This is a genomic window from Nostoc sp. DSM 114159 (assembly GCF_053470285.1).
In genome coordinates, this window is record NZ_JBPFEH010000001.1 from 5,033,587 (window position 1) to 5,053,825 (window position 20,239).

At 41.6% G+C, this 20,239-nt stretch carries 18 protein-coding genes and 1 pseudogene; 11 read left to right on the plus strand and 8 right to left on the minus strand.

The features are described from left to right. Positions 1-116 precede the first annotated feature (116 nt). The 4 genes from purF to ACR5KR_RS20855 form a co-directional block, all read right to left on the minus strand. Complete coding sequence (gene purF / locus ACR5KR_RS20840; RefSeq protein ID WP_448267856.1) at positions 117-1,616, minus strand: amidophosphoribosyltransferase; 1,500 nt, start codon at positions 1,614-1,616, stop codon at positions 117-119. Positions 1,617-2,115: 499 nt separating this feature from the next. Then, positions 2,116-4,521 (minus strand): phosphoribosylformylglycinamidine synthase subunit PurL, encoded by a 2,406-nt coding sequence (purL, locus tag ACR5KR_RS20845; RefSeq protein ID WP_448267857.1) that lies wholly within the window; start codon positions 4,519-4,521, stop codon positions 2,116-2,118. 43 nt (positions 4,522-4,564) lie between these two features. Continuing rightward, positions 4,565-4,957, minus strand: a complete 393-nt coding sequence (locus ACR5KR_RS20850; protein ID WP_448267858.1) for a type II toxin-antitoxin system death-on-curing family toxin — start codon at positions 4,955-4,957, stop codon at positions 4,565-4,567. Next, positions 4,944-5,258 (minus strand): hypothetical protein, encoded by a 315-nt coding sequence (locus tag ACR5KR_RS20855; protein ID WP_448267859.1) that lies wholly within the window; start codon positions 5,256-5,258, stop codon positions 4,944-4,946. Before ACR5KR_RS20855 ends, ACR5KR_RS20850 begins: the two co-directional genes overlap by 14 nt. A gap of 217 nt (positions 5,259-5,475) precedes the next feature. Between ACR5KR_RS20855 and ACR5KR_RS20860 the strand changes: the two genes are divergently transcribed. The 3 genes from ACR5KR_RS20860 to ACR5KR_RS20870 all read left to right on the plus strand — a co-directional run bounded on the left by ACR5KR_RS20860 (position 5,476) and on the right by ACR5KR_RS20870 (position 6,316). Then, positions 5,476-5,772, plus strand: coding sequence for a transposase (locus ACR5KR_RS20860; RefSeq protein ID WP_448265191.1), 297 nt, complete (start codon positions 5,476-5,478; stop codon positions 5,770-5,772). Between the two features lie 5 nt (positions 5,773-5,777). Further along, a complete protein-coding gene (locus ACR5KR_RS20865) occupies positions 5,778-6,041 on the plus strand; it encodes a hypothetical protein (protein WP_448270282.1) in 264 nt (87 codons plus the stop codon). Positions 6,042-6,163: 122 nt separating this feature from the next. Then, positions 6,164-6,316 (plus strand): hypothetical protein, encoded by a 153-nt coding sequence (locus ACR5KR_RS20870; RefSeq protein WP_448265190.1) that lies wholly within the window; start codon positions 6,164-6,166, stop codon positions 6,314-6,316. A gap of 878 nt (positions 6,317-7,194) precedes the next feature. On the opposite strand, the gene ACR5KR_RS20875 is transcribed toward ACR5KR_RS20870, so the two are convergent. Beyond that, positions 7,195-7,680, minus strand: coding sequence for an allophycocyanin (locus tag ACR5KR_RS20875; RefSeq protein ID WP_445630682.1), 486 nt, complete (start codon positions 7,678-7,680; stop codon positions 7,195-7,197). Positions 7,681-7,903: 223 nt separating this feature from the next. Between ACR5KR_RS20875 and rlmD the strand changes: the two genes are divergently transcribed. Together rlmD and ACR5KR_RS20885 are read left to right on the plus strand one after the other, a co-directional pair. After that, positions 7,904-9,274, plus strand: coding sequence for a 23S rRNA (uracil(1939)-C(5))-methyltransferase RlmD (gene rlmD, locus ACR5KR_RS20880; protein ID WP_448267860.1), 1,371 nt, complete (start codon positions 7,904-7,906; stop codon positions 9,272-9,274). Between the two features lie 427 nt (positions 9,275-9,701). Then, the gene (locus ACR5KR_RS20885) at positions 9,702-10,151 is read left to right on the plus strand and encodes an ATP-binding protein (RefSeq protein ID WP_322669713.1); all 450 of its coding nucleotides are present in this window, start codon (positions 9,702-9,704) and stop codon (positions 10,149-10,151) included. An 83-nt stretch (positions 10,152-10,234) separates the two neighbouring features. Here the strand turns inward: ACR5KR_RS20885 and ACR5KR_RS20890 are convergent, their stop codons facing one another. Further along, a complete protein-coding gene (locus tag ACR5KR_RS20890) occupies positions 10,235-10,513 on the minus strand; it encodes a DUF6439 family protein (protein ID WP_094328229.1) in 279 nt (92 codons plus the stop codon). A 44-nt stretch (positions 10,514-10,557) separates the two neighbouring features. Between ACR5KR_RS20890 and ACR5KR_RS20895 the strand changes: the two genes are divergently transcribed. Further along, entirely contained in the window at positions 10,558-10,920 is a 363-nt protein-coding gene (locus ACR5KR_RS20895; RefSeq protein WP_190729982.1) for a hypothetical protein, read from the plus strand. 2 nt (positions 10,921-10,922) lie between these two features. Beyond that, a complete protein-coding gene (asnS, locus tag ACR5KR_RS20900) occupies positions 10,923-12,314 on the plus strand; it encodes an asparagine--tRNA ligase (RefSeq protein WP_448267861.1) in 1,392 nt (463 codons plus the stop codon). A gap of 281 nt (positions 12,315-12,595) precedes the next feature. On the opposite strand, the gene ACR5KR_RS20905 is transcribed toward asnS, so the two are convergent. Together ACR5KR_RS20905 and ACR5KR_RS20910 are read right to left on the minus strand one after the other, a co-directional pair. Beyond that, positions 12,596-12,793, minus strand: a complete 198-nt coding sequence (locus tag ACR5KR_RS20905; protein ID WP_448267862.1) for a hypothetical protein — start codon at positions 12,791-12,793, stop codon at positions 12,596-12,598. Positions 12,794-13,106: 313 nt separating this feature from the next. Then, complete coding sequence (locus ACR5KR_RS20910; RefSeq protein ID WP_448267863.1) at positions 13,107-14,399, minus strand: WD40 repeat domain-containing protein; 1,293 nt, start codon at positions 14,397-14,399, stop codon at positions 13,107-13,109. A gap of 142 nt (positions 14,400-14,541) precedes the next feature. On the opposite strand from ACR5KR_RS20910, the gene ACR5KR_RS20915 reads away from it, so the two are divergent. From ACR5KR_RS20915 to ACR5KR_RS20930, 4 genes and pseudogenes are all read left to right on the plus strand, one after another. Continuing rightward, complete coding sequence (locus ACR5KR_RS20915) at positions 14,542-15,018, plus strand: chemotaxis protein CheW (protein ID WP_445630676.1); 477 nt, start codon at positions 14,542-14,544, stop codon at positions 15,016-15,018. 21 nt (positions 15,019-15,039) lie between these two features. Then, entirely contained in the window at positions 15,040-16,311 is a 1,272-nt protein-coding gene (locus ACR5KR_RS20920; protein WP_445630675.1) for a CheR family methyltransferase, read from the plus strand. Positions 16,312-16,755: 444 nt separating this feature from the next. Beyond that, positions 16,756-18,421, plus strand: a pseudogene (locus ACR5KR_RS20925) (methyl-accepting chemotaxis protein). Positions 18,422-18,443: 22 nt separating this feature from the next. Then, entirely contained in the window at positions 18,444-20,105 is a 1,662-nt protein-coding gene (locus ACR5KR_RS20930) for a methyl-accepting chemotaxis protein (protein ID WP_448267864.1), read from the plus strand. Positions 20,106-20,239 lie beyond the last annotated feature (134 nt).

Genomic DNA, 20,239 nt, shown 5'->3' on the forward strand with positions numbered 1-20,239 from the left:
AGGACTTGTGTGTACACCGTAGACAAGAGAAGGAGGAGAATTCAAAGCCTCTCAAGAGCAGGAGCGAAAAGTCTGAGTGCGGGCTTGTCTCCTCATCTCTCTAATCCCCCCAACCCCTACACCACTACTTTTTCCAAAATCAGCTTAGAACGCTTGACTTGCTCAGGAATAACCACGGGATAATCTCCAGTAAAGCAGGCAGAGCAGAAACTATTAGTATCTTCTCGTGTCGCTTCTAGCATTCCTTCCCAACTTAGATAGGCGAGGCTGTCTACTTCCAGTTGCTTGGCAATTTCTGCTACTGACTTGGTAGCAGCAATTAGCTGATCCTGAGAATCGGTATCAATGCCATAGAAGCAGGGATGAGTTACAGGCGGAGACGAAATTCGCATGTGTACCTCTACTGCACCTGCTTCACGCAAAGTTTTGACTAATTTACGGCTGGTAGTACCCCGTACAATCGAATCATCTACAATAATTACTCGTTTACCTACCAGCACATCTTTGAGGGGGTTGAGTTTCATCCGCAGACCCGATTCCCGCATGGTTTGGGTTGGTTGAATGAAGGTTCGCCCAACATAGCGATTTTTAATCAGTCCTTCGCCGTAAGCGACACCAGACGCTTGGGAAAATCCAATAGCAGCAGGTATACCAGAATCAGGAACACCAAAGACAATATCGGCATCTACAAAAGATTCTTTAGCTAGCTGGTGTCCTAATCGCATTCGATAGCTGTACAAACTCTCGTTGTGCATGACGCTATCAGGGCGAGCAAAGTAAATCATTTCAAAGATACACAATTTCCGCTCGGACAGTTGACTCCAATGATAAGAAGCTAAACCTTCTTCTGTAATCCAAACTAATTCACCTGGTTCTACGTCTCGTAGGTATTCGGCTCCAATGATGTCTAAACCACAAGTCTCGGAAGCCAAAACGTAACGGACTGGATTACCAGCCAAAGTGCCGATTACTAAGGGGCGGATTCCATTAGGGTCGCGGACACCCATAACGCCGACGGGAGTGCCAATAACTAAACTAAAGGCTCCTTGGCAACGTCGAAATGCCTGAATTCCACCTTCTAGCCAATCAGCGCCCGTATCTATGGCTTCGGCGATCGCAAAAGCGATCATTTCTGAGTCTGTTGTGGTGACTAAGTTACATTTATTTTCAAGCAACTCTTGACGTAGTTGTATGGTATTGACCAAATTACCATTGTGTGCTAGCGCTATTGAACCTAAACGGGTTTCTAGTACTGCGGGTTGGGCATTAACTTTGCGGCTAGAACCTGTGGTGGAATAACGAGTGTGACCAACAGCAAGACTACCGGGCAATTGATCCAAAACAGATTCATTGAAAACTTGAGACACCAAGCCCATATCTTTGTGGAGATGTACTTGAGTTCCCTCAAAGGTGGCAATACCAGCTGATTCTTGACCCCGATGCTGGAGGGCATACAATCCAAAGTAGGTCAGTTTAGCAACGTTTTCTCCTGGGGCGTAGATCCCAAAAACACCGCAAGCTTCTTCTGGCTTGTCAGACTGATTTTCATGACTATTGATTGGGTTGTTGGTCTGGTCGGGGTATTCATCCGAAGTGACAGAATGAATAGAAATCATGCTAGCTTTGCTCCTGATGGGGGGGTCAATCAATTTTGGATTTGAGACTTCAGCTACGCTCAGTCGAACGATTGACGATAGCGGAGCGTAAAGCCTTCTCTACGAGAGGCTGCGCCAACGGCATGGCTTCGCTTAGAGCGAGTCCGCGTACTCTGTAAGAGTTGCAAGCTACGCGCAGCGTCTTGTAGAGAGCGTTTTTTGGATCGATCGCACCGTAGTAAAGATGCGGCTTGGGATTTAAGAATGGCTATTTCAGATTTTTTGCCCAGTAAGAGCAAGATATGAACTAGAAGCAACGCCCCTAATCCAAAATCTAAAATTCAAAATCTCAAATTGGTAGTCAGTCACTGGGATTATATAGATGGCTGGGGAGTTCTTAACAAATCTTTAACCATCCATTAAAACAGTACCCTAATTTTGCTCAGAGACGCTAATAAAAGAGTGAGGAATTAGGAGTGAGGGGTTAGGAGTTATGCATTTTATTCCTAACTCCTCACTTTCAACTCCTAACTTCTTCAGAAGTAGTGGTATGGATGGCGAGACGTTTGGCGATCGCATGGAAATAGCGATCGTTCATATCTTCGATACTAACTTTGATTAAGGTTTGGTTATCAGTGGTGAAAACCCCCAAACCCGTCTCAAAATTACCAACTACACCCAGTTTTTGCCATTCTTGACTCAGATGTTCCTGTAAATATGATTCCCAAATTTCTTGTTGTGCTGATGCTACAGAAACTAAAATTCTGGCACCACCTTCGGCAAACAACACCTCATCCAAGCGGTTTAACTGTGTAGGTGCTATTTCTAAATTGATTTCAGCACCAAGGTTGCCAGCAAGACAACATTCGGCTAGTGCGATCGCCACTCCCCCCTCAGCAGAATCGTGAGCTGAACGTACCCAACCATTACGAATTCCTTCACGACAAACTTTCTGGACGCGGCGTTCCAAGTCAAAATCAACCCGTGGTGGTTTTCCGGCAACAGTATTGTGGATGGTGGCTAAATACTCAGATGCTCCCAAACTGATTTGGGATGCTAAAGGCAATCCCAGAAGATAAATCACATCACCGGATGCTTGCCAACCTTGACCACAAATTTTGGTGATATCAGGAATTAAGCCCACCATTCCGACAACAGGAGTGGGATAAATCGGTTGGGGGATGCCTTGAGAATCAAGAGTTTCATTGTACAAAGAGACATTTCCACCCGTAACTGGTGTTGCCAATTCTCGGCAACCTTCCGCCAAACCGCGACAAGCTTCTGCCAATTGCCAGTAACCAATGGGTTTTTCTGGAGAGCCAAAATTGAGGTTATCCGTCACTGCCAGAGGTTCTGCACCCACACAGCTAAGATTGCGTGTAGCTTCTGCCACCACTGCCTTAGCTCCCTCGTAGGGGTCAAGATATACATAACGAGGATTGCAATCTACAGTGGCCGCCACACCACTTTGGGCATTGAGGGTTTCCTTGTCTCCTTGTCCTCTTTGTCCCCTTGTCCCCTTGTCCTCTTCCAAGGGGCGCAAGCGGATAACAGCTGCATCTGCACCACCTGGAAGTATTATTGTATTATTTTGTACCTGATGGTCATACTGACGATATACCCAATTTTTAGAAGCGATCGTGGGTGTATCGAGCAAAGTTAAGAGAATATCATTCCAACTTTGCAGTCCTCCTGGAAGTTCTATTCCAGCAGTTGTGGAAGCAGGTAGGGAGTCAGCAGTCCATTCCCAAGCTTGACGCGCATATTCTGGTGCTTCTGCCAACAACTCCCGATTATACAGTGGGGTATTTTCCGCCAAAGCTTCAGCGGGAATTTCTGCTGCTACTTCACCCTGAAAGAGAATTCGCACAATCGGATCGGCGATAACTGTCCCAGCAACAACGGCTTGAAGTCCCCACCGATGGAAAATGTCAATTAATTCTTGCTCGCGCCCTTTATGAGCAACAAACAGCATTCGTTCTTGAGATTCCGAAAGCAGATATTCATAAGGAACCATCCCTATTTCTCTGACGGGAATCTTATCTAAATCTAGTTCAATTCCCACACCGCCTTTTGCCGCCATCTCTGAGGTAGAACAGGTGATTCCCGCAGCTCCCATATCTTGGGCGGCGACAACTGCACCCGTCTTAAACGCCTCCAGACAAGCTTCAATCAACGACTTTTCTAAAAAGGGATCGCCCACTTGTACAGCAGGTCGATCGTCTATGGATTGATCGCTCAATTCTGCACTAGCAAAACTCGCGCCTCCCATACCGTCGCGCCCAGTGGTGGAACCAACATACAGCACGGGGTTGCCTAAACCAGATGCTCCAGATTTGACGATTTCTGAGGTTTCCATCAACCCCAATGCCATAACGTTCACTAGAGGATTACCAGAGTAAGCAGAGTCAAAGTAAACTTCGCCGCCAACGGTGGGTACTCCCACACAGTTACCATAATGAGAGATTCCTGCCACCACACCGCTAAACAGTCGTTGGGTTTTGGCATCTTCTAAAGAACCAAAGCGTAACGAGTTTAATAGGGCAATGGGACGCGCACCCATTGTAAAAATATCTCTGAGAATACCTCCGACTCCCGTTGCAGCTCCTTGAAAGGGTTCGACTGCTGAGGGATGGTTGTGAGATTCAATCTTAAAAGCTAGTTGGAGTCCATCACCCAAGTCTACAACACCAGCATTTTCACCAGGCCCCACCAAGATGCGGGGGCCATCGGTGGGAAATTGTTTGAGTAAAGGTCGAGAATTTTTGTAACAGCAATGCTCAGACCACATAACGCCAAACATTCCCAGTTCAGCTTTGTTGGGATGACGGCCTAGCCGACGGACAATTTCTGCGTATTCTTCTGGTTTAAGACCTTCAGCAGCAATTTCTTGGGGGGAAAAGGCTGGTTTTGAGGTTGCAGTCATGGAAGTAATGCACTCTGGGGGGACAGAGCATTATTCTATCGATTTACTTGTGCTCTAAGTGCAGTTCCAGAAATGCAGATAATTCTTCTTTGGATATTTCTTTCTGAACTACTTGAATCACCAAGTTGTAAGCTTGCTCTTGAGATAGGTTGAGAGTGTAGCCATTTAAGCTCAAAAAAGTAAGCATAACAGCGAAAGCGGTACGCTTATTGCCATCAATAAACGGATGGTTCATTGCTAAATGGTAGAGGTACGCTGCTGCTTGCTCGTGAATTGTTGGATGGAGAAGTTCACCGCCAAAAGTAGCTTGAGGTTGTGCCAGTGCTGAATCTAGCAAACCTTCGTCTCTAACACCTGATGTTCCACCAAATCTTTGAATTTGGCGTTGGTGAATATTTAAGACTTGAGAAATAGTGAGAAATTTAGGAGTCTGCAAGCTGAAGGAATACCTCTTCCCATTTTTTTTCAACTGCTAAGTAAGCCTGCCATACTTCTTCATCTGAGGCAATCTGATTTGAGGCAGTATTTTCTAATTTTTCTTCATTTTGTTCAATCTCACGGAACGATTGGGCAAAATCAGGAATATTTAATAATAATTTTTCAGTAACTTCGTTTTCTTCTGTTTTTTGTAGATAAGCAATAATTGCAACTACTACTCGCAACTTCTCAAGAGAAAGTTGACGCAAACGGCTTTCGGCTTCTGATAAATAATTGCTGTGCTTTTGTTCTGTTGCCATCGTTACCCCAAGCTAGGTTTTTTGCCAGTTGTGAATCACTTCTGCTGCTAACTTTAGCTTATCGCGCTATTGTGATTGACTCTCATTATGTTGCAAAACACGATGCTTACGGCGCCAAGCTACGCACTTTTACTTCCTATAGAACCCATTTGAGATCTTTGAGGTGAACAAGTAAAATCGGCAGAAACAGTGGAATAGAATCAGGTCAGGGCGAAAAATGGGATATTCAAGCGACGTGACAGACTTGGAATGGGAAATTATCGAGCCGTTATTGCCGACCAAGAAGAAAACAAGACCTCCTGTGTGGACAAAGAGGCAAATATTGAACGGGATATTTTATCAACTTAAGAATGGTTGCAACTGGGCAGACTTACCCAGAGATTTGCCGCCCTATTCTACTGTGTTCTGGCATTACAAGCAGTGGTGTGAAGATGGCGTCCTGGACTCAATTATGGCTAATTTACATGAGGGAGTGCGTAAAAAAGTAAAAAAAACCCACAGTGGACAACCCTGATCCTGATTGATTCACAAGCGGTCAAAAATACTTGTAATGCCAGTGTTGAGTCGAAAGGGTTTTGTTTTTACAAAGCGACCAACGGGATTAAAAGACATCTAGCAGTGGATATATTGGGTTTCCCTTTCTTCACTCACTGCACCACCGCCAACGTATCTGATGACCAGGGGTTGATTGAAATGCTCTCACAAAATATCGATTATTTCCAATTCTATTCCACTGGAATTGCCCAAAACAACTATCTTGGTAGATCATGGCTATCATCCTGAAAAAATTATCCCGGCCTTGGAGCAAATTTATCCCCAGATCATGACCAAAATCCAATTTGAACTCTCTGCCAAGCCATCAAAAGCTGAAAAGGAAGCCTGCATGTCAATCCGGATTTGTTCCGGTGTCTGCGAGATGGGTGATAGAGAGATCCAATGCTTGGGTAGAGCGATGTAAAAGTTTAGTCAAAAACTTTGACCGGACACTCGCTCGTGCCAATGCCAAGCTCAAACTTTGTTTTATCCGATTGATGCTCAAACGATTAGCTGCTAGCTAGCAAAAAGATCTCAAATGGGTTCTATAGATTGAAGCGCGATCGCTCTTCAATTAAACTTTAACTAAGAGCTAATTCGTAAAGAAAATCTTAAGGATACCCCATTTATTGCTGGGCATGACTTTCAGAGAATTAACTCTTGATTGACTCAAATTCCTGAAACCCTAACGAAACAAATACTTTACTCTCGTTTACGAATTAGCTCTAAATACCTGTATTTCCATCTTGATAAATATTGGCAGTAGATGCCTGTGCAGCCTTTATTACAAGCAAACTTGTTTCTTGGATGGAAGAGTAGTGCAACCCCAGAATGTACTCAACAGGATTATTCCGACCATGAACTAGACAAGATAAAGCTCATTAGCATACAAAATGCTTTAGTCTATAAAGATAACTTTATTTTTTAATCTTGGTGAAATTTCTAGCTCCTTTACTTACGTGAGTCTAGCCTCACTCAGAGATTATTCGGGTATATGCAGTTTAGATGTAACAATCAAGTGACGAGAATCACACATATTGATGATTAGGATCGTCTCCCAGCGATTGGTAACTAGGCATAATTAATGACAACTGAACTCTAGCCGAGTCATTAATAGGGAACACACTTAATAGCCGACAGCCTTAATCAAGGACTGTCGGTTTTTTGTATTTGTCCTTAGTCATTAGTCATTAGTCATTGGTCAAATGCCCAATGCCCCATACCCATATCCATAAAATTTCCCCACAACTGGTTGGTAACTTGACAGAGATTTTGCCACAGCCACTACCAAATGTGGGGAAGGTACGATCAAATTGGGTATCTTATGCCTATCGAGTGCTAATACCTCGCACTCACTCTAGTAGACCGAAAGTATATTCCTAGAACCAGCACACACTTTGTCTTAAGACATCGCTTGAATGATGTAATCAAAGTAAGGTGCTGCTTCGGCTGCGTCTTCCGCACTCAGTAAGCTAATAGAGGCTGTTTTGAGGGAATTAATCGCTTCTACCATTCCAGGCACGGGAACGCCCAATGAATTGTACATTTCCCGCACACCAATCAAACCGATTTTTTCGATTGGCTCTTTATCACCGGCAAGTACACCATAAGTAATTAGGCGTAAGTACCAGCCAAAATCACGGATACATAGAGAGCGTTGGCGTTCGCCGTAAGCATTACCTCCAGGGGAGATAAAGTCAGGACGTTTCTGCCACAGTTGTTTAGTTGCTTCTTGAACTATCTTCTTTTCGTTTTCGGCTAAGGTAGCCGCAATCCGCGTCCGTTGTACGCCGGTTTGCAAAAAGTCTTTGATATTTTTAAGTTCGCCACTGCTGGGATAACGCAGTTCGTCGTCGGCTTTGAGAATAACTTGGCTAATTACAGTCATGATTATTGAAATCACCTGAAATATTATCTGTTAGTTTAGCGAGTTGGAGGTACACAAGTGAAGGGATAGGAGCTACTTATGTATTGAATTTATCTATTTCAGGAGAGTGGAGAGTGAAGAAAGGAATAGGTGACAGGTTACAGGGTATAGATTATTCCCTGTCATCTGTCACCTATTACCTCTCCCCTAATCCCAATGACCAATGACTAATGACTAATGACCAATGACAAAAATAATTTGGCAACAGGGTAAATTAATTGAAGTGACGATCGCTAATCTGAGCGATACAGGCGATGGTGTGGGACGTGCTGATGAGCGTGTAGTGTTTGTCCCAGATACCGTCCCAGGCGATCGCGCTATTGTCCGTTTAGTACACGTTAAACCAAAATACGCCCACGGGAAGCTGCAACAGCTATTGTCACCATCCCCCCACCGTGTTCGGCCCAGTTGTATTGTGGCGGATAAGTGCGGTGGTTGCCAGTGGCAGCATATTAATTATGATTACCAGCTAGTAGCCAAGCAAAATCAAGTTATTCAAGCTTTGGAGCGCATTGGTGGTTTTATCCAACCACCGGTAGATCCGGTACTTGCTGCCCCTTCTGCTTTCGGCTACCGTAATAAATCTACATATCCTCTCTCGCTATCGGCAACAGGACAAGTACAAGCTGGTTACTATCAAAAAGGTAGCCACCAATTAATTAATTTAAATCAATGTCCAGTCCAAGATGCGCGATTAAATCCCTTACTTGCCGAAGTTAAGCAGGATATTCAACAGCAAGGTTGGCAAATTTACGACGAACACCGCCACCAAGGAAAAATTCGCCATCTCGGTTTACGCATTGGCCGACACACAGGGGAAATGTTGCTGACTGTGGTGGTAAAGGACTGGAATTTATCAGGAATTGAAACTCAAGCCCAGGAATGGTTAAAGCGCTATCCGCACTTAGTGGGAGTGTCGCTCAATCGCAATGGCGATCGCACAAATGCTATCTTTGGATCAGAAACCCGTTGCATTGCTGGAGTCCCCCACCTGCATGAATATTTTGCTGGACTGGAATTTCAAGTACGCCCAGATACATTTTTCCAAGTGTATACAGAAACGGCAGAGGCACTATTGCAGGTAATTCAATCAGAACTCAATCTTCAAGGGCATGAGTTCCTAGTTGATGCCTACTGTGGTATTGGGACTTTAACTTTACCCCTTGCCAAAAAAGTACGTATTGCTACAGGATTAGAAGTGCAACCAGCAGCAGTAGAACAGGCAATTTTGAATGCCCACCGCAACGGAATTGATAATGTGACTTTCCTTGTCGGGGCAGTAGAGAAATTGCTTCCCCAAATGGGCACAATACCAGAAGTAGTAATACTCGATCCGCCACGTAAGGGGTGCGATCGTGCAGTCATAGATACTTTACGGCAATTGAAACCATCTCGGATCGTTTACGTCAGCTGTAAAGTAGCTACCCTCGCCCGCGACCTGAAATTGCTTTGTCAAGATGGGCAATATACCATCACACGGGTGCAACCTGCTGATTTTTTTCCTCAAACTGCTCATGTTGAAGCTGCCGCCTTTCTTGTGCTATCACATTGTTGACAAGGTTAGTAATTCCTTCAAAAAACTGAAATTTGAAATTTTTAGTGTAGTGCATACTAAAGATGCTAAAATTGAATTAAGCGAAAAATAAAAATCCATTTTGTTTAAATAAATTCAAGTAGCATAGGTTCTGAAAAACATGAAGAAGATTGTGTGAATTATAAATCGGCAACTAATTAGAGTATGCCAATACTCTCTAAAATTAACAGCATATTTTTAATTTGCTGAGTTCATTATCAAATTTATTCCAGCCGATATATACCGAAACAATCCCAATTCAGAACTATAGAGCCAATGCTCCCTAGCATTTTCAAAATTTAGTTTTAAAGACGCAAGTTTGAAGGCAGCATGACCACCTCAAGTTTTATCAGGGTGACTGTAATAGCAAACTGATGTCTAGCTAACTGAAAGCTATGGGGTTTCTCTTGTGATTACTATTTCACTCCGTCCAGTTGGACGTTATTGGGGCACTATTAGTTTTGCCTCAACCCTCTACCTTTGTCCCATCTTAGACTTATTGTTGGCAGAAATTCCAGCAAGATTACAAGCAGAACTGCGGCTAGGACTTCAAGAAGCCCTAGTAAACGCAGCTAAACATGGTAATAATCTCGATCCGAGTAAAACAGTTGTAGTTCGTTTTTCCGTAATCGATAATCAATATTGGTGGATAATATCAGACCAAGGTAGTGGCTTTACTCCTTCATCTACTAGTAATGAAGAACCAACAGACTATCTTCCACCAGATGAATCGGAAAATGGTCGTGGTTTATGTCTTCTGCATCAAATTTTTGATCGGGTAGAGTGGAACCGTAAAGGCACAGAATTAAGGCTTTGTAAACAAATGGAAAATCGCCGGGGATTATCTTTGCGGCGGTAGGGTAGTTAGGAGTTAGGAGTTAGGAGTTAATAATTTAAAACTTTTAACTCATCACTTATCACTCCTAATTTTACTCATCACTTCTAACTTTTTCCGTGAGTTGGACAGGGAGGGGCAGAAATGGAGCGATCTAACCAACCAATTGCCTGTTCTAATCTAGCTTGAGCTTCTTGTGGCTGATTCTTTAAAAGATACACAATCGCTGCTGCCACTTGTTCATTAGCGCGAGAATTGCGGTTAGACTTGAGGCGATGCCAATCGTTAGGGGAAATGCTTAGTCTTTCCATGAGGGCTTGAGCTAGTTCCAGAGTACTAAGTTCATTCAGTTGACTGGTTTTCGGCAGCTGGGTAGATTGGGACATAACTATTGGCACATTTGCATTTACTTCTACTTTACTACTTGTAAATGAAGCCGCCAAAACAATCACAGCCGTCAGCAGAAAATCCAGAACCAGATTTTGAACAAGAACTAGAGGAAGTAGAGCGATCGCTCCTATCCTTAAAAGAACGTTACGATCAAGTGCAACGCGATCGCCAACAACAGGCACAATGGCAACAGCGCCGGGATCAACTAAAGCATAATAAATCTCAAACACCAGAAATCAAAGCAGAGTTACGGCACATTCAACAGCAGTTGGAAATGCTAGAAGTGAACTTAGAAAGCCAGTTATTTTCTTGGCGTAGCCTCAAAAAACCTTTCTGGCAAGTCGTCCGCTTTGGTGGAATGGGCGTTATCATAGGCTGGATATTAAAGTCTTATGCTGGGTAAATATGGTAAATCGACGGATTGCAGAAATATTGCGAAGTGGCCAACCTGATGAGTCCCTCCAAGTGCAAGGCTGGGTGCGAACAAAGCGCGAGTCCAAAGGGTTTGCTTTTATTGAAGTCAATGACGGCTCATCACTAGCTAATTTGCAAGTCGTCATTAATCAGGATTTGCCAGATTACGAAGCTATATTGAAAAAATTAAATACGGGTGCTGCTGTCGTTTCGACAGGGTTACTAGTAGCTTCTCTTGGTAAAGGACAACGGATTGAGTTGAAAGCCGAGTCCGTGAAAGTTTACGGAGAAGCCGATCCCGATACGTATCCCCTGCAAAAGAAACGTCATTCCTTTGAGTTTCTGCGAACCATTGGACATTTGCGATCGCGTACCAATTCCTTTGGTGCAGTTTTTCGCGTCAGGAATGCTTGTTCGACAGCAATTCATCAATTCTTCCAAGAAAGGGGCTTTTTGTGGGTACACACACCCATCATCACTGCTAGCGATTGCGAAGGCGCGGGCGAACTGTTTAGCGTTACTAGTTTAGATTTAAAGAATATTCCCCGCACAGATAATCAAGCAGTAGATTACAGCCAAGACTTTTTTGCTAAACCCACATATTTAACAGTTAGCGGCCAGTTAGAAGCGGAAGTTATGGCGATGGCGTTTTCTAACGTCTATACCTTTGGCCCTACCTTCCGTGCAGAAAATTCCAACACCTCCCGCCACTTAGCAGAATTTTGGATGGTTGAGCCAGAAATGGCTTTTTGCGATTTAGAAGGCGATATGGATTTAGCTGAGGCGTTTCTCAAACACATTTTTAAATATGTATTGGAAACGTGCCCAGAAGATATGGAATTTTTCAATGAACGCATTGATAAATCTGTGTTGGCAACAGCCGAAAATATTATTAATAATCAGTTTGAACGGTTAACTTATACAGAAGCGATCGCACTTTTAGAAAAAGCTGATGTTAAATTTGAATATCCAGTAAGTTGGGGTTTAGATTTACAATCAGAACACGAACGCTACTTAGCTGAACAACAGTTTAAAAAGCCAGTAATTGTTACAGATTACCCAGCGCAAATCAAAGCCTTTTATATGCGCTTGAATGACGATGAAAAAACCGTTCGGGCAATGGATATTCTTGCACCCAAAATTGGCGAGATTGTCGGCGGTTCTCAACGGGAAGAACGTTTAGAAGTTTTAGAACGCCGTGTGTTAGCGCAGGGGTTAAAGCCAGAAGATTTGTGGTGGTATCTCGATTTGCGTCGTTATGGCACTGTTCCCCACGCTGGTTTCGGGCTAGGTTTTGAACGACTAGTGCAATTTATGACAGGTATGGGAAATATTCGTGATGTAATTCCTTTCCCGCGTACACCACAAAGTGCTGAGTTTTAGTTTGATTAAATAAGGGGATTAAAAAAATCGCGTCTACAAAAACCAAGCCCGTCTGCGCTCAATACGGTTCGGTTAAGCCAAGAGACGCGATAAATCGCCGTCAAGACGAAGGATTGATTATTGTAGAGACGCCGATTTATCGCGTCTTTGTGATTTATAATTTTAATCAAAAAGCCCTCATCGAACCGTATTGCGTCTGCACTGACTCATAAAAACTCCAAAACCCGCATTCGCGGGTTTTGCTTGTATAGGCACGTATTTTCTAAAGCAATTAATTAAAATTAAGGATTTTGAATCTCCTGTTGTAAAACTTGAATTTGCTCAATAGATAATTCAGTAACTTGAGCAATTTGGTCTAAACTCATGCCAATTCGCAACAAATTTAAAGCCAATTTTCTTGTTGTTTCTGCTTTACCTTCTGCTTTATCTTTGGCTTCGCCTTCTTCTAGGATTTCTTGATAAATGACTGATTCGCGCATAATCTCACTCCTAAAAATCTTCTTAATTACATCCTTCTTTAATACTAGACCTGCTAGAATGCCACTGGCAGCAGCTATATTTCTCTGTAGCTGGCGATGCCTGCGGCGGGCTACGCCTACGCTAATTGCTTCAACCCAACCTACTGTTGATATATCACTATTTTAAATATCATCTAATTACTAAGTACTTCTTGTCTACATCGATTCTGTTCTTGCTGTTCAACTCTTGCGCGTGCTTCATGGCATTTTTTAACTTAAACTATCAGTTATTTGTAAATAATGTGTTCTCACTTCGGACGTTATTTACAGGCCGCTACAAGTATTTAAGGGACTCTGGCACTCCCCAAATTTTAATTGTCCTATCAATGCTATAACTAGCAATGAAATTACGATCGCTACTCATGGCAAGATAACCAATTGGCGCTGTATGCCCCTGCAATGTACATAATTTTCTGTTCATTGCCAAATCCCAAACAACTATTTCGTAGTTGTCTGTACAGTAGATTAAAACTCTACCATCTGAACTCATAAGGCAAGGAGCAACACCCGAAGATGTATAGAGAATGCGATCGCCGATCAATTCCCAAACACACACCTTTTTTTCCCGGATTCCGCAAGCCAAAATTTGCCCATCAAAGCGATTTGCAAGTCCATTGACTGTCATAGCAGGTAGATTATCCAATGTTTGAATAAGTTCTCCTGTTTCGGTATTCCAGAGGTGTAGCTTATTCTGCAATCTCTGTTTAAAATATGCAACCAATAGTTTTCCATCAAGAGTGAAGAGAAGGGGTGATATATAGTTACCCAAAGGCAAATTCCCAAGAGGTACTAAAGCCCAATCCTGAAATTGATGATGGAAGTGACGAGTAGAGGTTTCATAATCCCAAATCTCTAGCTCTCCTGTTTTCCCCACAGTATAGCCAGTGGCAAGTAATGGCTGCTTTGTTGAGCAGACAGCCAAGCAATGGGGAGCGGTTTGAACAGTATTCATCAGGTAATCGGGATAAGTGCCAATCGGCTCTTGTGTTTCTGTATCTAATGGCCAGAGAATGTCCTGAAAGCTAATGATACACACCTTCCCGCTTTTGCCTAAACCAAATTCGTGAGCCATCGCCAGATCAAAATCTTTCTTACTTTGACCTGTTTCCAAATGCCAAATATTAACGAAAGATTGCTTATAAGACAGATCCCAATAGCAAATAAGGGTGTTATTGTAGTCGGCGATCGCAAAATAATATGGATGATGTTGTTCAGGTTTGTAACAATCGAGATTAAATTTCGTCAAGGTATGCAGGCATTGCATTTTTGCAAAGGGCAGATAATTCCATAGGGCTTGTTCAGCAGTAGCTTCGCTGCTGTAGGACAATAACAGCAAAGCTGATTCCCGCACTTCTCTGACGCCATCGCCCAATGCCTGGATTACTAAATCAATTCCTTTGTGCCCATATTGAAATGCTTCTAAAAGAGCATCCACTTTTTCTTTTGTAGAAGCACCACGCAAACGATATCTAATGCCCTCTAATCCCTGTATTGCTGGACTAGAAGAAGAAACTAGGTCGTGTTCTCTCATCACGTTACTATTATCTGTGGGCTTTTCAGAAATCATCTCGCAAACACTAAAACTCTGACAAAGTAGCATATAGTTTTTAAAATATGCCTGCAATGAATTTCTAATGACCCTAGAATAGATGTCTTGCAAAGCCAACAAGGAATACAAAAGCTAGCACTGGAGATGTAAATTAGTGTTAATGTTACTTCTCAATATTGGGAATGAGCGATATGCCATAGAAAGCCGACAGGTTATAGAAGTAATACCACTTGTTGTACTCAAAACTTTGCCCCACCAGCCTGAGCATATCGCTGGTGTTTTTAATTATCGGGGACGCATTGTACCAGTAATCGATTTATGCCAGTTGATGCGTGGTAAACCTTCCAGTGAGTACCTGAGTACTAGAATTGTATTAGTCAATTATTGGGGGAGTAATAATACAGAACTTCAGGCTCCCCATATTTTGGGTTTGATGACAGAACAAGTTGTAGAAACATTACACCAGTCTGAGTCTGAATTTGTTAATCCCAACATCCAGATAGATACAGCGCCATATTTGGGCAAAATGATTGTAGATGATCGAGGGATGATTCAGTGTCTTCGCATTGAGTACTTGTTGTCAGAAGCACAGCAAGTCAATCTCTTGCCAGAAAGTCATCACAATACTAGATTTTAGATTGGTCTGAAGACTCTATAAATGGCACAATCTGTTATTGAAGCTTTACTAAAAAGCAAGATTGGTTTGGATGCAAATTCTATTGGTGCTGATGCGATCGCTAGTGCAATTTATCAACGTATGGCAGATTGCGGCATCACGGATATTGCTCACTATCTGGGGAAGTTACAGGTATCTACCCAGGAATGGGAAGCACTGATTGACAGCGTAATTGTTCCAGAAACTTGGTTTTTTCGAGAACCAGAGTCTTTTGCATTTCTGAAGCATTACGTATTATCTGAATGGTTGCCAAAAAATCCCCAAAGTGTACTGCGGGTTTTGAGTGTACCCTGTGCAACGGGTGAAGAACCATATTCCATTGCGATCGCTCTTTTGGAAGCAGGATTAAATTCAACAAACATTCACATCGATGCTGTAGATATTAGCAAACAATGCCTACTAAAAGCTCAACGAGCAATCTACCATCAATACTCGTTTCGCGGCAATAGCCAATCGTTTCAAGAGCGCTATTTTCAGGCAACTGAGGCCGGATATCGCCTGTGCGAACGGGTAAGATGTATGGTGAATTTTCTGAACAGTAACTTAGTAGATACTGATTTTTTATTGGGTACGCCGCCCTATGATATTGTCTTTTGCCGTAACCTGCTGATTTACTTTGATAGTGCCACCAAAATACATACTATTAGAGTTCTAAAAAGGTTGGTAAACCCGCAAGGTTTGCTATTTGTTGGACATGCTGAAGCTTGGTTACTATCGAAAACTGAATTTGTTTCAGTTCGTCAAGATTCAGTAGTTACTCATCGAAAGTCCCCAACGTGCGAGAATATTCGCAAAAATCATTGTCCCAATCTTCAGAAACAAGACTTTACAAGCAAAAATATCGATGTTCTCAACAAGCGACAACTACCGAACAAAAACCATTCCAAGTTTGCCGCACAAGCGAGATTGAATCTTCCTTCTCAAAACCTTATATTACCAAAAGACCTGAAGGAAAATTTGTTAGAAACAGCCAGAAACTTAGCTAATCAAGGTCAGTTGAATGAGGCTGCTAAATTATGCAACGACTATCTGAACCAAAATCAGGTCAGTATTGAAGCGTATCTTCTACTTGGTCAGGTACAGCAAGCAATGTCACAAAATGAGCAGGCGGAACAATCTTTTCAAAAAGCGATCTACCTGCAACCTACTCATGAAGAGGCACTTATTCATTTGGCATTACTCAGAGAACATCAAGGAAATACTGCTAGCGCAAATATCCTTTGGCAGCGAATTCACCGACTAAAGAAGAAGTGAAATCAGAATATTGCTTAATAATTTGTTTCAAAATTGAAGATGTAAACTGTTAATCTCGTTTCCGATCTGGGAACTCTAGGAATTGCAAGTGTTTCAAAAGACTTTTGACATCATGTTCAAAAATCTTTACGTAAGAATTCAGCATTCAGGAGTCAGAAGCCAGAATTTTTCAGGAATCTAGAATAATTGGTATATTTATTCATCAAATGTTCTTTCGATCCTTTAACTATTCAGTCCTTCCAAATTCAGAAGGACTGAATTCTTACATCTTTACGACAAATGAATCACTCATAAAGGCGTATATCTGTATGAGCCTACCCATATAACTCCAATACTTGTCTGGTTTTAGGGAAAAGGGGAAGGTGGAGTCCATCTAATTTAAAAAGCTGGCTACTGCATTTTCTCTAATATACCTATTTGGAAAAATTCAAATCTAAAAATTATATGCAACAAGGAATCAGAATTAATCAATTTGTCATGGGTGGATTTGGAATTATTGTAATATTAACAGGCATTGCTAGTTTTGTCGCCAAATCAGCCAACGATTCTCTAGCTAATTCCGCTACTTTAATAACGCACACCTATTCAGTTAAATTGGATTTAAAAGAACTTGAAAAAATCTTGGTTGATGCTGAAACTGGACAAAGAGGATTTGTTATTACAAACAAACCACAATACTTAGAACCTTATGAAATTGCTAAAAATAATCTAAAAGATAAATTCAAAGATTTAAGACAGAAGATTTTAGATAATCCAACACAAGTCCAGAACTTAGATAAGTTTGAGGAATTATCCCAACAAAAGATGAGTGAGCTAGAAACAACAATTTCTCTGAAAAAAGCTGGTAAAGAGCAAGAACTAGTAGCTCTGATTCTTTCAGATAAAGGTAAAAATATTATGGATGCAATCAGACAAAAGCTTAATGAGATGCTGCAAACCGAAGAGCAGCTTTTAGATGAGAGGCAAAAGCAAGCAAGTCAATTTCAGGCATTTGCAAACTCCGTTAATTTAGCTACTTTCTTCTGTATTATGATTGTTGCATTTATTGTATCAGTGATTATTGTCCGCATTCTCAGTCTTTCCTTGAGTCGCTCTTTGCAGTCAGCATTTAGTCTAGCAGAGCAGGTTTCTGCCGGTGATTTGACAACCCAGGTTGAAGTTACCTCAGATGATGAAATTGGCAAGTTAATGGCTGCATTGAAAAACATGATTGCTAACCTCAATACCCTCGTGCGTCAGGTGCAGAATTCAGGGATTCAGGTAACTACTTCGGCTACTCAAATAGCGGCTTCGGGTAAACAATTAGAAGCGACAATTTCTGAACAAGTAGCCTCTACGAATGAGGTAACTGCTACTGCTAAAGAAATTGCTGCAACTTCCAGGGAACTGCTAAATACTATGGAACAAGTTGCGACTACCTCACAAATCACGACGACGGCCGCTAGCACTAGCCAAAAAGATTTGGTTCGCATGGAAGCCACTATGCGGCAGTTGGTAGAAGCTACCAATGCCATTGCTGCTCGACTGGGAGTAATTAGCGAAAAGGCAAATAACATTAACAACATTGTTGTCACAATTACGAAAGTGGCAGATCAGACAAATCTGCTGTCGTTAAATGCAGCGATTGAAGCTGAAAAAGCTGGAGAATATGGTTTGGGTTTTGCGGTTGTTGCTAGAGAAATCCGCCGACTGGCAGATTCAAACTGCTGTTGCTACTCTCGACATTGAACAGATGGTAAAACAGATGCAATCGTCAGTCTCTACAGGTGTGATGGAGATGGACAAATTTGCTGCTGAAGTTGGACGAAGTGTAGAAGATGTTGCCAGCATTAGTTCTCAAGTTGGGCAAATTATCCAGCAAGTGCAAGACATGGCCCCTCACTTTGAGTCTGTGAACCAAGGTATGGAAATCCAGTCGGTGGGAGCGCAACAAATTAGTGATGCGATGGTGCAGTTGAGTAGCACTTCAGTGCAAACAGCCGATTCTCTACGAGAAATTAATCATGCCATAGCTCAACTCAATCAAGTGGCTCTTGGATTACGTCAAGAGATTGCCCGCTTTCAGGTGAAAACAGAATATTCTACTTTAACTCCTCAGCAATCAATCTAATCAACAATTAAGGAAAGATAAGATGTTTACTAATTGGAAAATCAAAGACCTAACTTTGCTTGGTTTTTCTATTCCAACAGTTTTAATGATTGGTTTTAGTGTCATGGTGTATACAACTTCTAATCAAATATCACTGACATTTAGACAAGTAGGTATTTCACAAACTGCTCTCACTGGGAAAAGTCGGATGTATATCGATCTGATCAATATGGATCGCAGAATTCGCAGATATGCACTTGACTCTCAAATAAATAAGGATGCTTTAGAACTATATAACAAAGATGAACGTGACTTTCAAGAGGCATTCGAGTTAGTAAATAAAACTATAGAGAACCTCAAACAAAAAGAAAGACTAAAAAATATGTACCAATTTTATATTGATTACAATAAACTTAAAGATGATTTTGTTAACGAACCGCAAGCCATAATAGATAAAAATAATGTCATTCAACAAGCTTTCTTACAAAAAACTAAGACGATTCTTGAGGAATTTGAAAAAATAAGTAATGAATTTGAAGTGAATGAAAATCAAATTATGGAACAAAGTATAAGCTCAACTAAATATGCTTTGTTCTTTCTGAGTTCATTAACTGTAATTGCATCACTATTATCATTAGCAATTGGGTTGTCCGCTACTTTTTTCATTGCCCAAGTTTTGGGTAAAAAAATTGGGAAAGCTGTAGAAGTAGCAAACAAAATTTCTGTTGGTGATTTAACACAAACAGTTATTGAAGATACGACTAATACTAAAGAGGAGATTGGTCAACTTCTCAAAGCCTTTCAAAATATGATCCAGAGCTTGAATAAACTGATCCGTCAAGTACAACACTCTGGCATACAAGTAACTTCTTCAGCAACTCAAATAGCAGCATCAGGCAAACAATTGGAAGCTACAATTACTGAGCAATTAGCTTCTACTAATGAAGTTACAGCAGCTGCTAAGGAAATTTTTGTGACTTCTAAAGAACTGGTGAAAACGATGGAAGAAGTGGCAGGAATGTCACAAGCCACAACTAGAGCAGCTAGTGATAGTCAAAAAGATTTACTACGGATGGAAGCTACCATGCGCCAACTAGTAGAAGCCACCAATTCTATAGCTGTCAGACTTGGGGTAATTAGTGAAAAAGCTAACAATATTAACAATATTGTTGTCACAATTACGAAAGTGGCAGACCAAACTAATTTGTTGTCTTTAAATGCTGCGATTGAAGCGGAAAAAGCTGGAGAATATGGCTTGGGTTTTGCTGTAGTAGCTAGAGAAATTCGCCGACTAGCAGACCAAACTGCCGTCGCTACCTTAGATATTGAGCAGATGGTAAAGCAGATGCAATCCTCCGTTTCTACAGGCGTAATGGAAATGGATAAGTTTACTGCGGAAGTTGGACGGAGTGTAGAAGACGTTGCCAATATTAGTACTCAAGTTGGTCAAATTATCGACCAAGTACAATATTTAGCACCACGTTTTGAAGCAGTAAATCAAGGTACAGAAATCCAGTCGGTGGGAGCGCAACAAATTAGTGATGCGATGGTGCAGTTGAGTAGCACTTCAGTGCAAACAGCCGATTCTCTGCGAGAAATTAATCATGCCATAGCTCAACTCAATCAAGTGGCTCTTGGATTACGTCAAGAGATTGCCCGCTTTCAAGTGAAAAAAGAATATTCCGATTTAATTCGTCAGCAATAAATCTAATCAACAATTAAGGAAATATTTCAAGACTTCTACATCATCAGTAAAATCTAGTATCTGAACTAAACTGCCTACTTAATAATTTGTTTAAAAATAAAAATACAAACTGTTCATCTTGTTTGTGATTTGGG

Excerpts from the sequence above, each read along its gene's own strand:
- purF (WP_448267856.1), bottom strand. The coding sequence starts at position 1,616 with ATGATTTCTATTCATTCTGTCACTTCGGATGAATACCCCGACCAGACC.
- purL (WP_448267857.1), bottom strand. The coding sequence starts at position 4,521 with ATGACTGCAACCTCAAAACCAGCCTTTTCCCCCCAAGAAATTGCTGCT.
- ACR5KR_RS20855 (WP_448267859.1), bottom strand. The coding sequence starts at position 5,258 with ATGGCAACAGAACAAAAGCACAGCAATTATTTATCAGAAGCCGAAAGC.
- ACR5KR_RS20860 (WP_448265191.1), top strand. The coding sequence starts at position 5,476 with ATGGGATATTCAAGCGACGTGACAGACTTGGAATGGGAAATTATCGAG.
- ACR5KR_RS20875 (WP_445630682.1), bottom strand. The coding sequence starts at position 7,680 with ATGACTGTAATTAGCCAAGTTATTCTCAAAGCCGACGACGAACTGCGT.
- rlmD (WP_448267860.1), top strand. The coding sequence starts at position 7,904 with ATGACAAAAATAATTTGGCAACAGGGTAAATTAATTGAAGTGACGATC.
- ACR5KR_RS20890 (WP_094328229.1), bottom strand. The coding sequence starts at position 10,513 with ATGTCCCAATCTACCCAGCTGCCGAAAACCAGTCAACTGAATGAACTT.
- ACR5KR_RS20895 (WP_190729982.1), top strand. The coding sequence starts at position 10,558 with ATGAAGCCGCCAAAACAATCACAGCCGTCAGCAGAAAATCCAGAACCA.
- asnS (WP_448267861.1), top strand. The coding sequence starts at position 10,923 with ATGGTAAATCGACGGATTGCAGAAATATTGCGAAGTGGCCAACCTGAT.
- ACR5KR_RS20905 (WP_448267862.1), bottom strand. The coding sequence starts at position 12,793 with ATGCGCGAATCAGTCATTTATCAAGAAATCCTAGAAGAAGGCGAAGCC.
- ACR5KR_RS20910 (WP_448267863.1), bottom strand. The coding sequence starts at position 14,399 with ATGATTTCTGAAAAGCCCACAGATAATAGTAACGTGATGAGAGAACAC.
- ACR5KR_RS20915 (WP_445630676.1), top strand. The coding sequence starts at position 14,542 with ATGTTACTTCTCAATATTGGGAATGAGCGATATGCCATAGAAAGCCGA.
- ACR5KR_RS20920 (WP_445630675.1), top strand. The coding sequence starts at position 15,040 with ATGGCACAATCTGTTATTGAAGCTTTACTAAAAAGCAAGATTGGTTTG.
- ACR5KR_RS20930 (WP_448267864.1), top strand. The coding sequence starts at position 18,444 with ATGTTTACTAATTGGAAAATCAAAGACCTAACTTTGCTTGGTTTTTCT.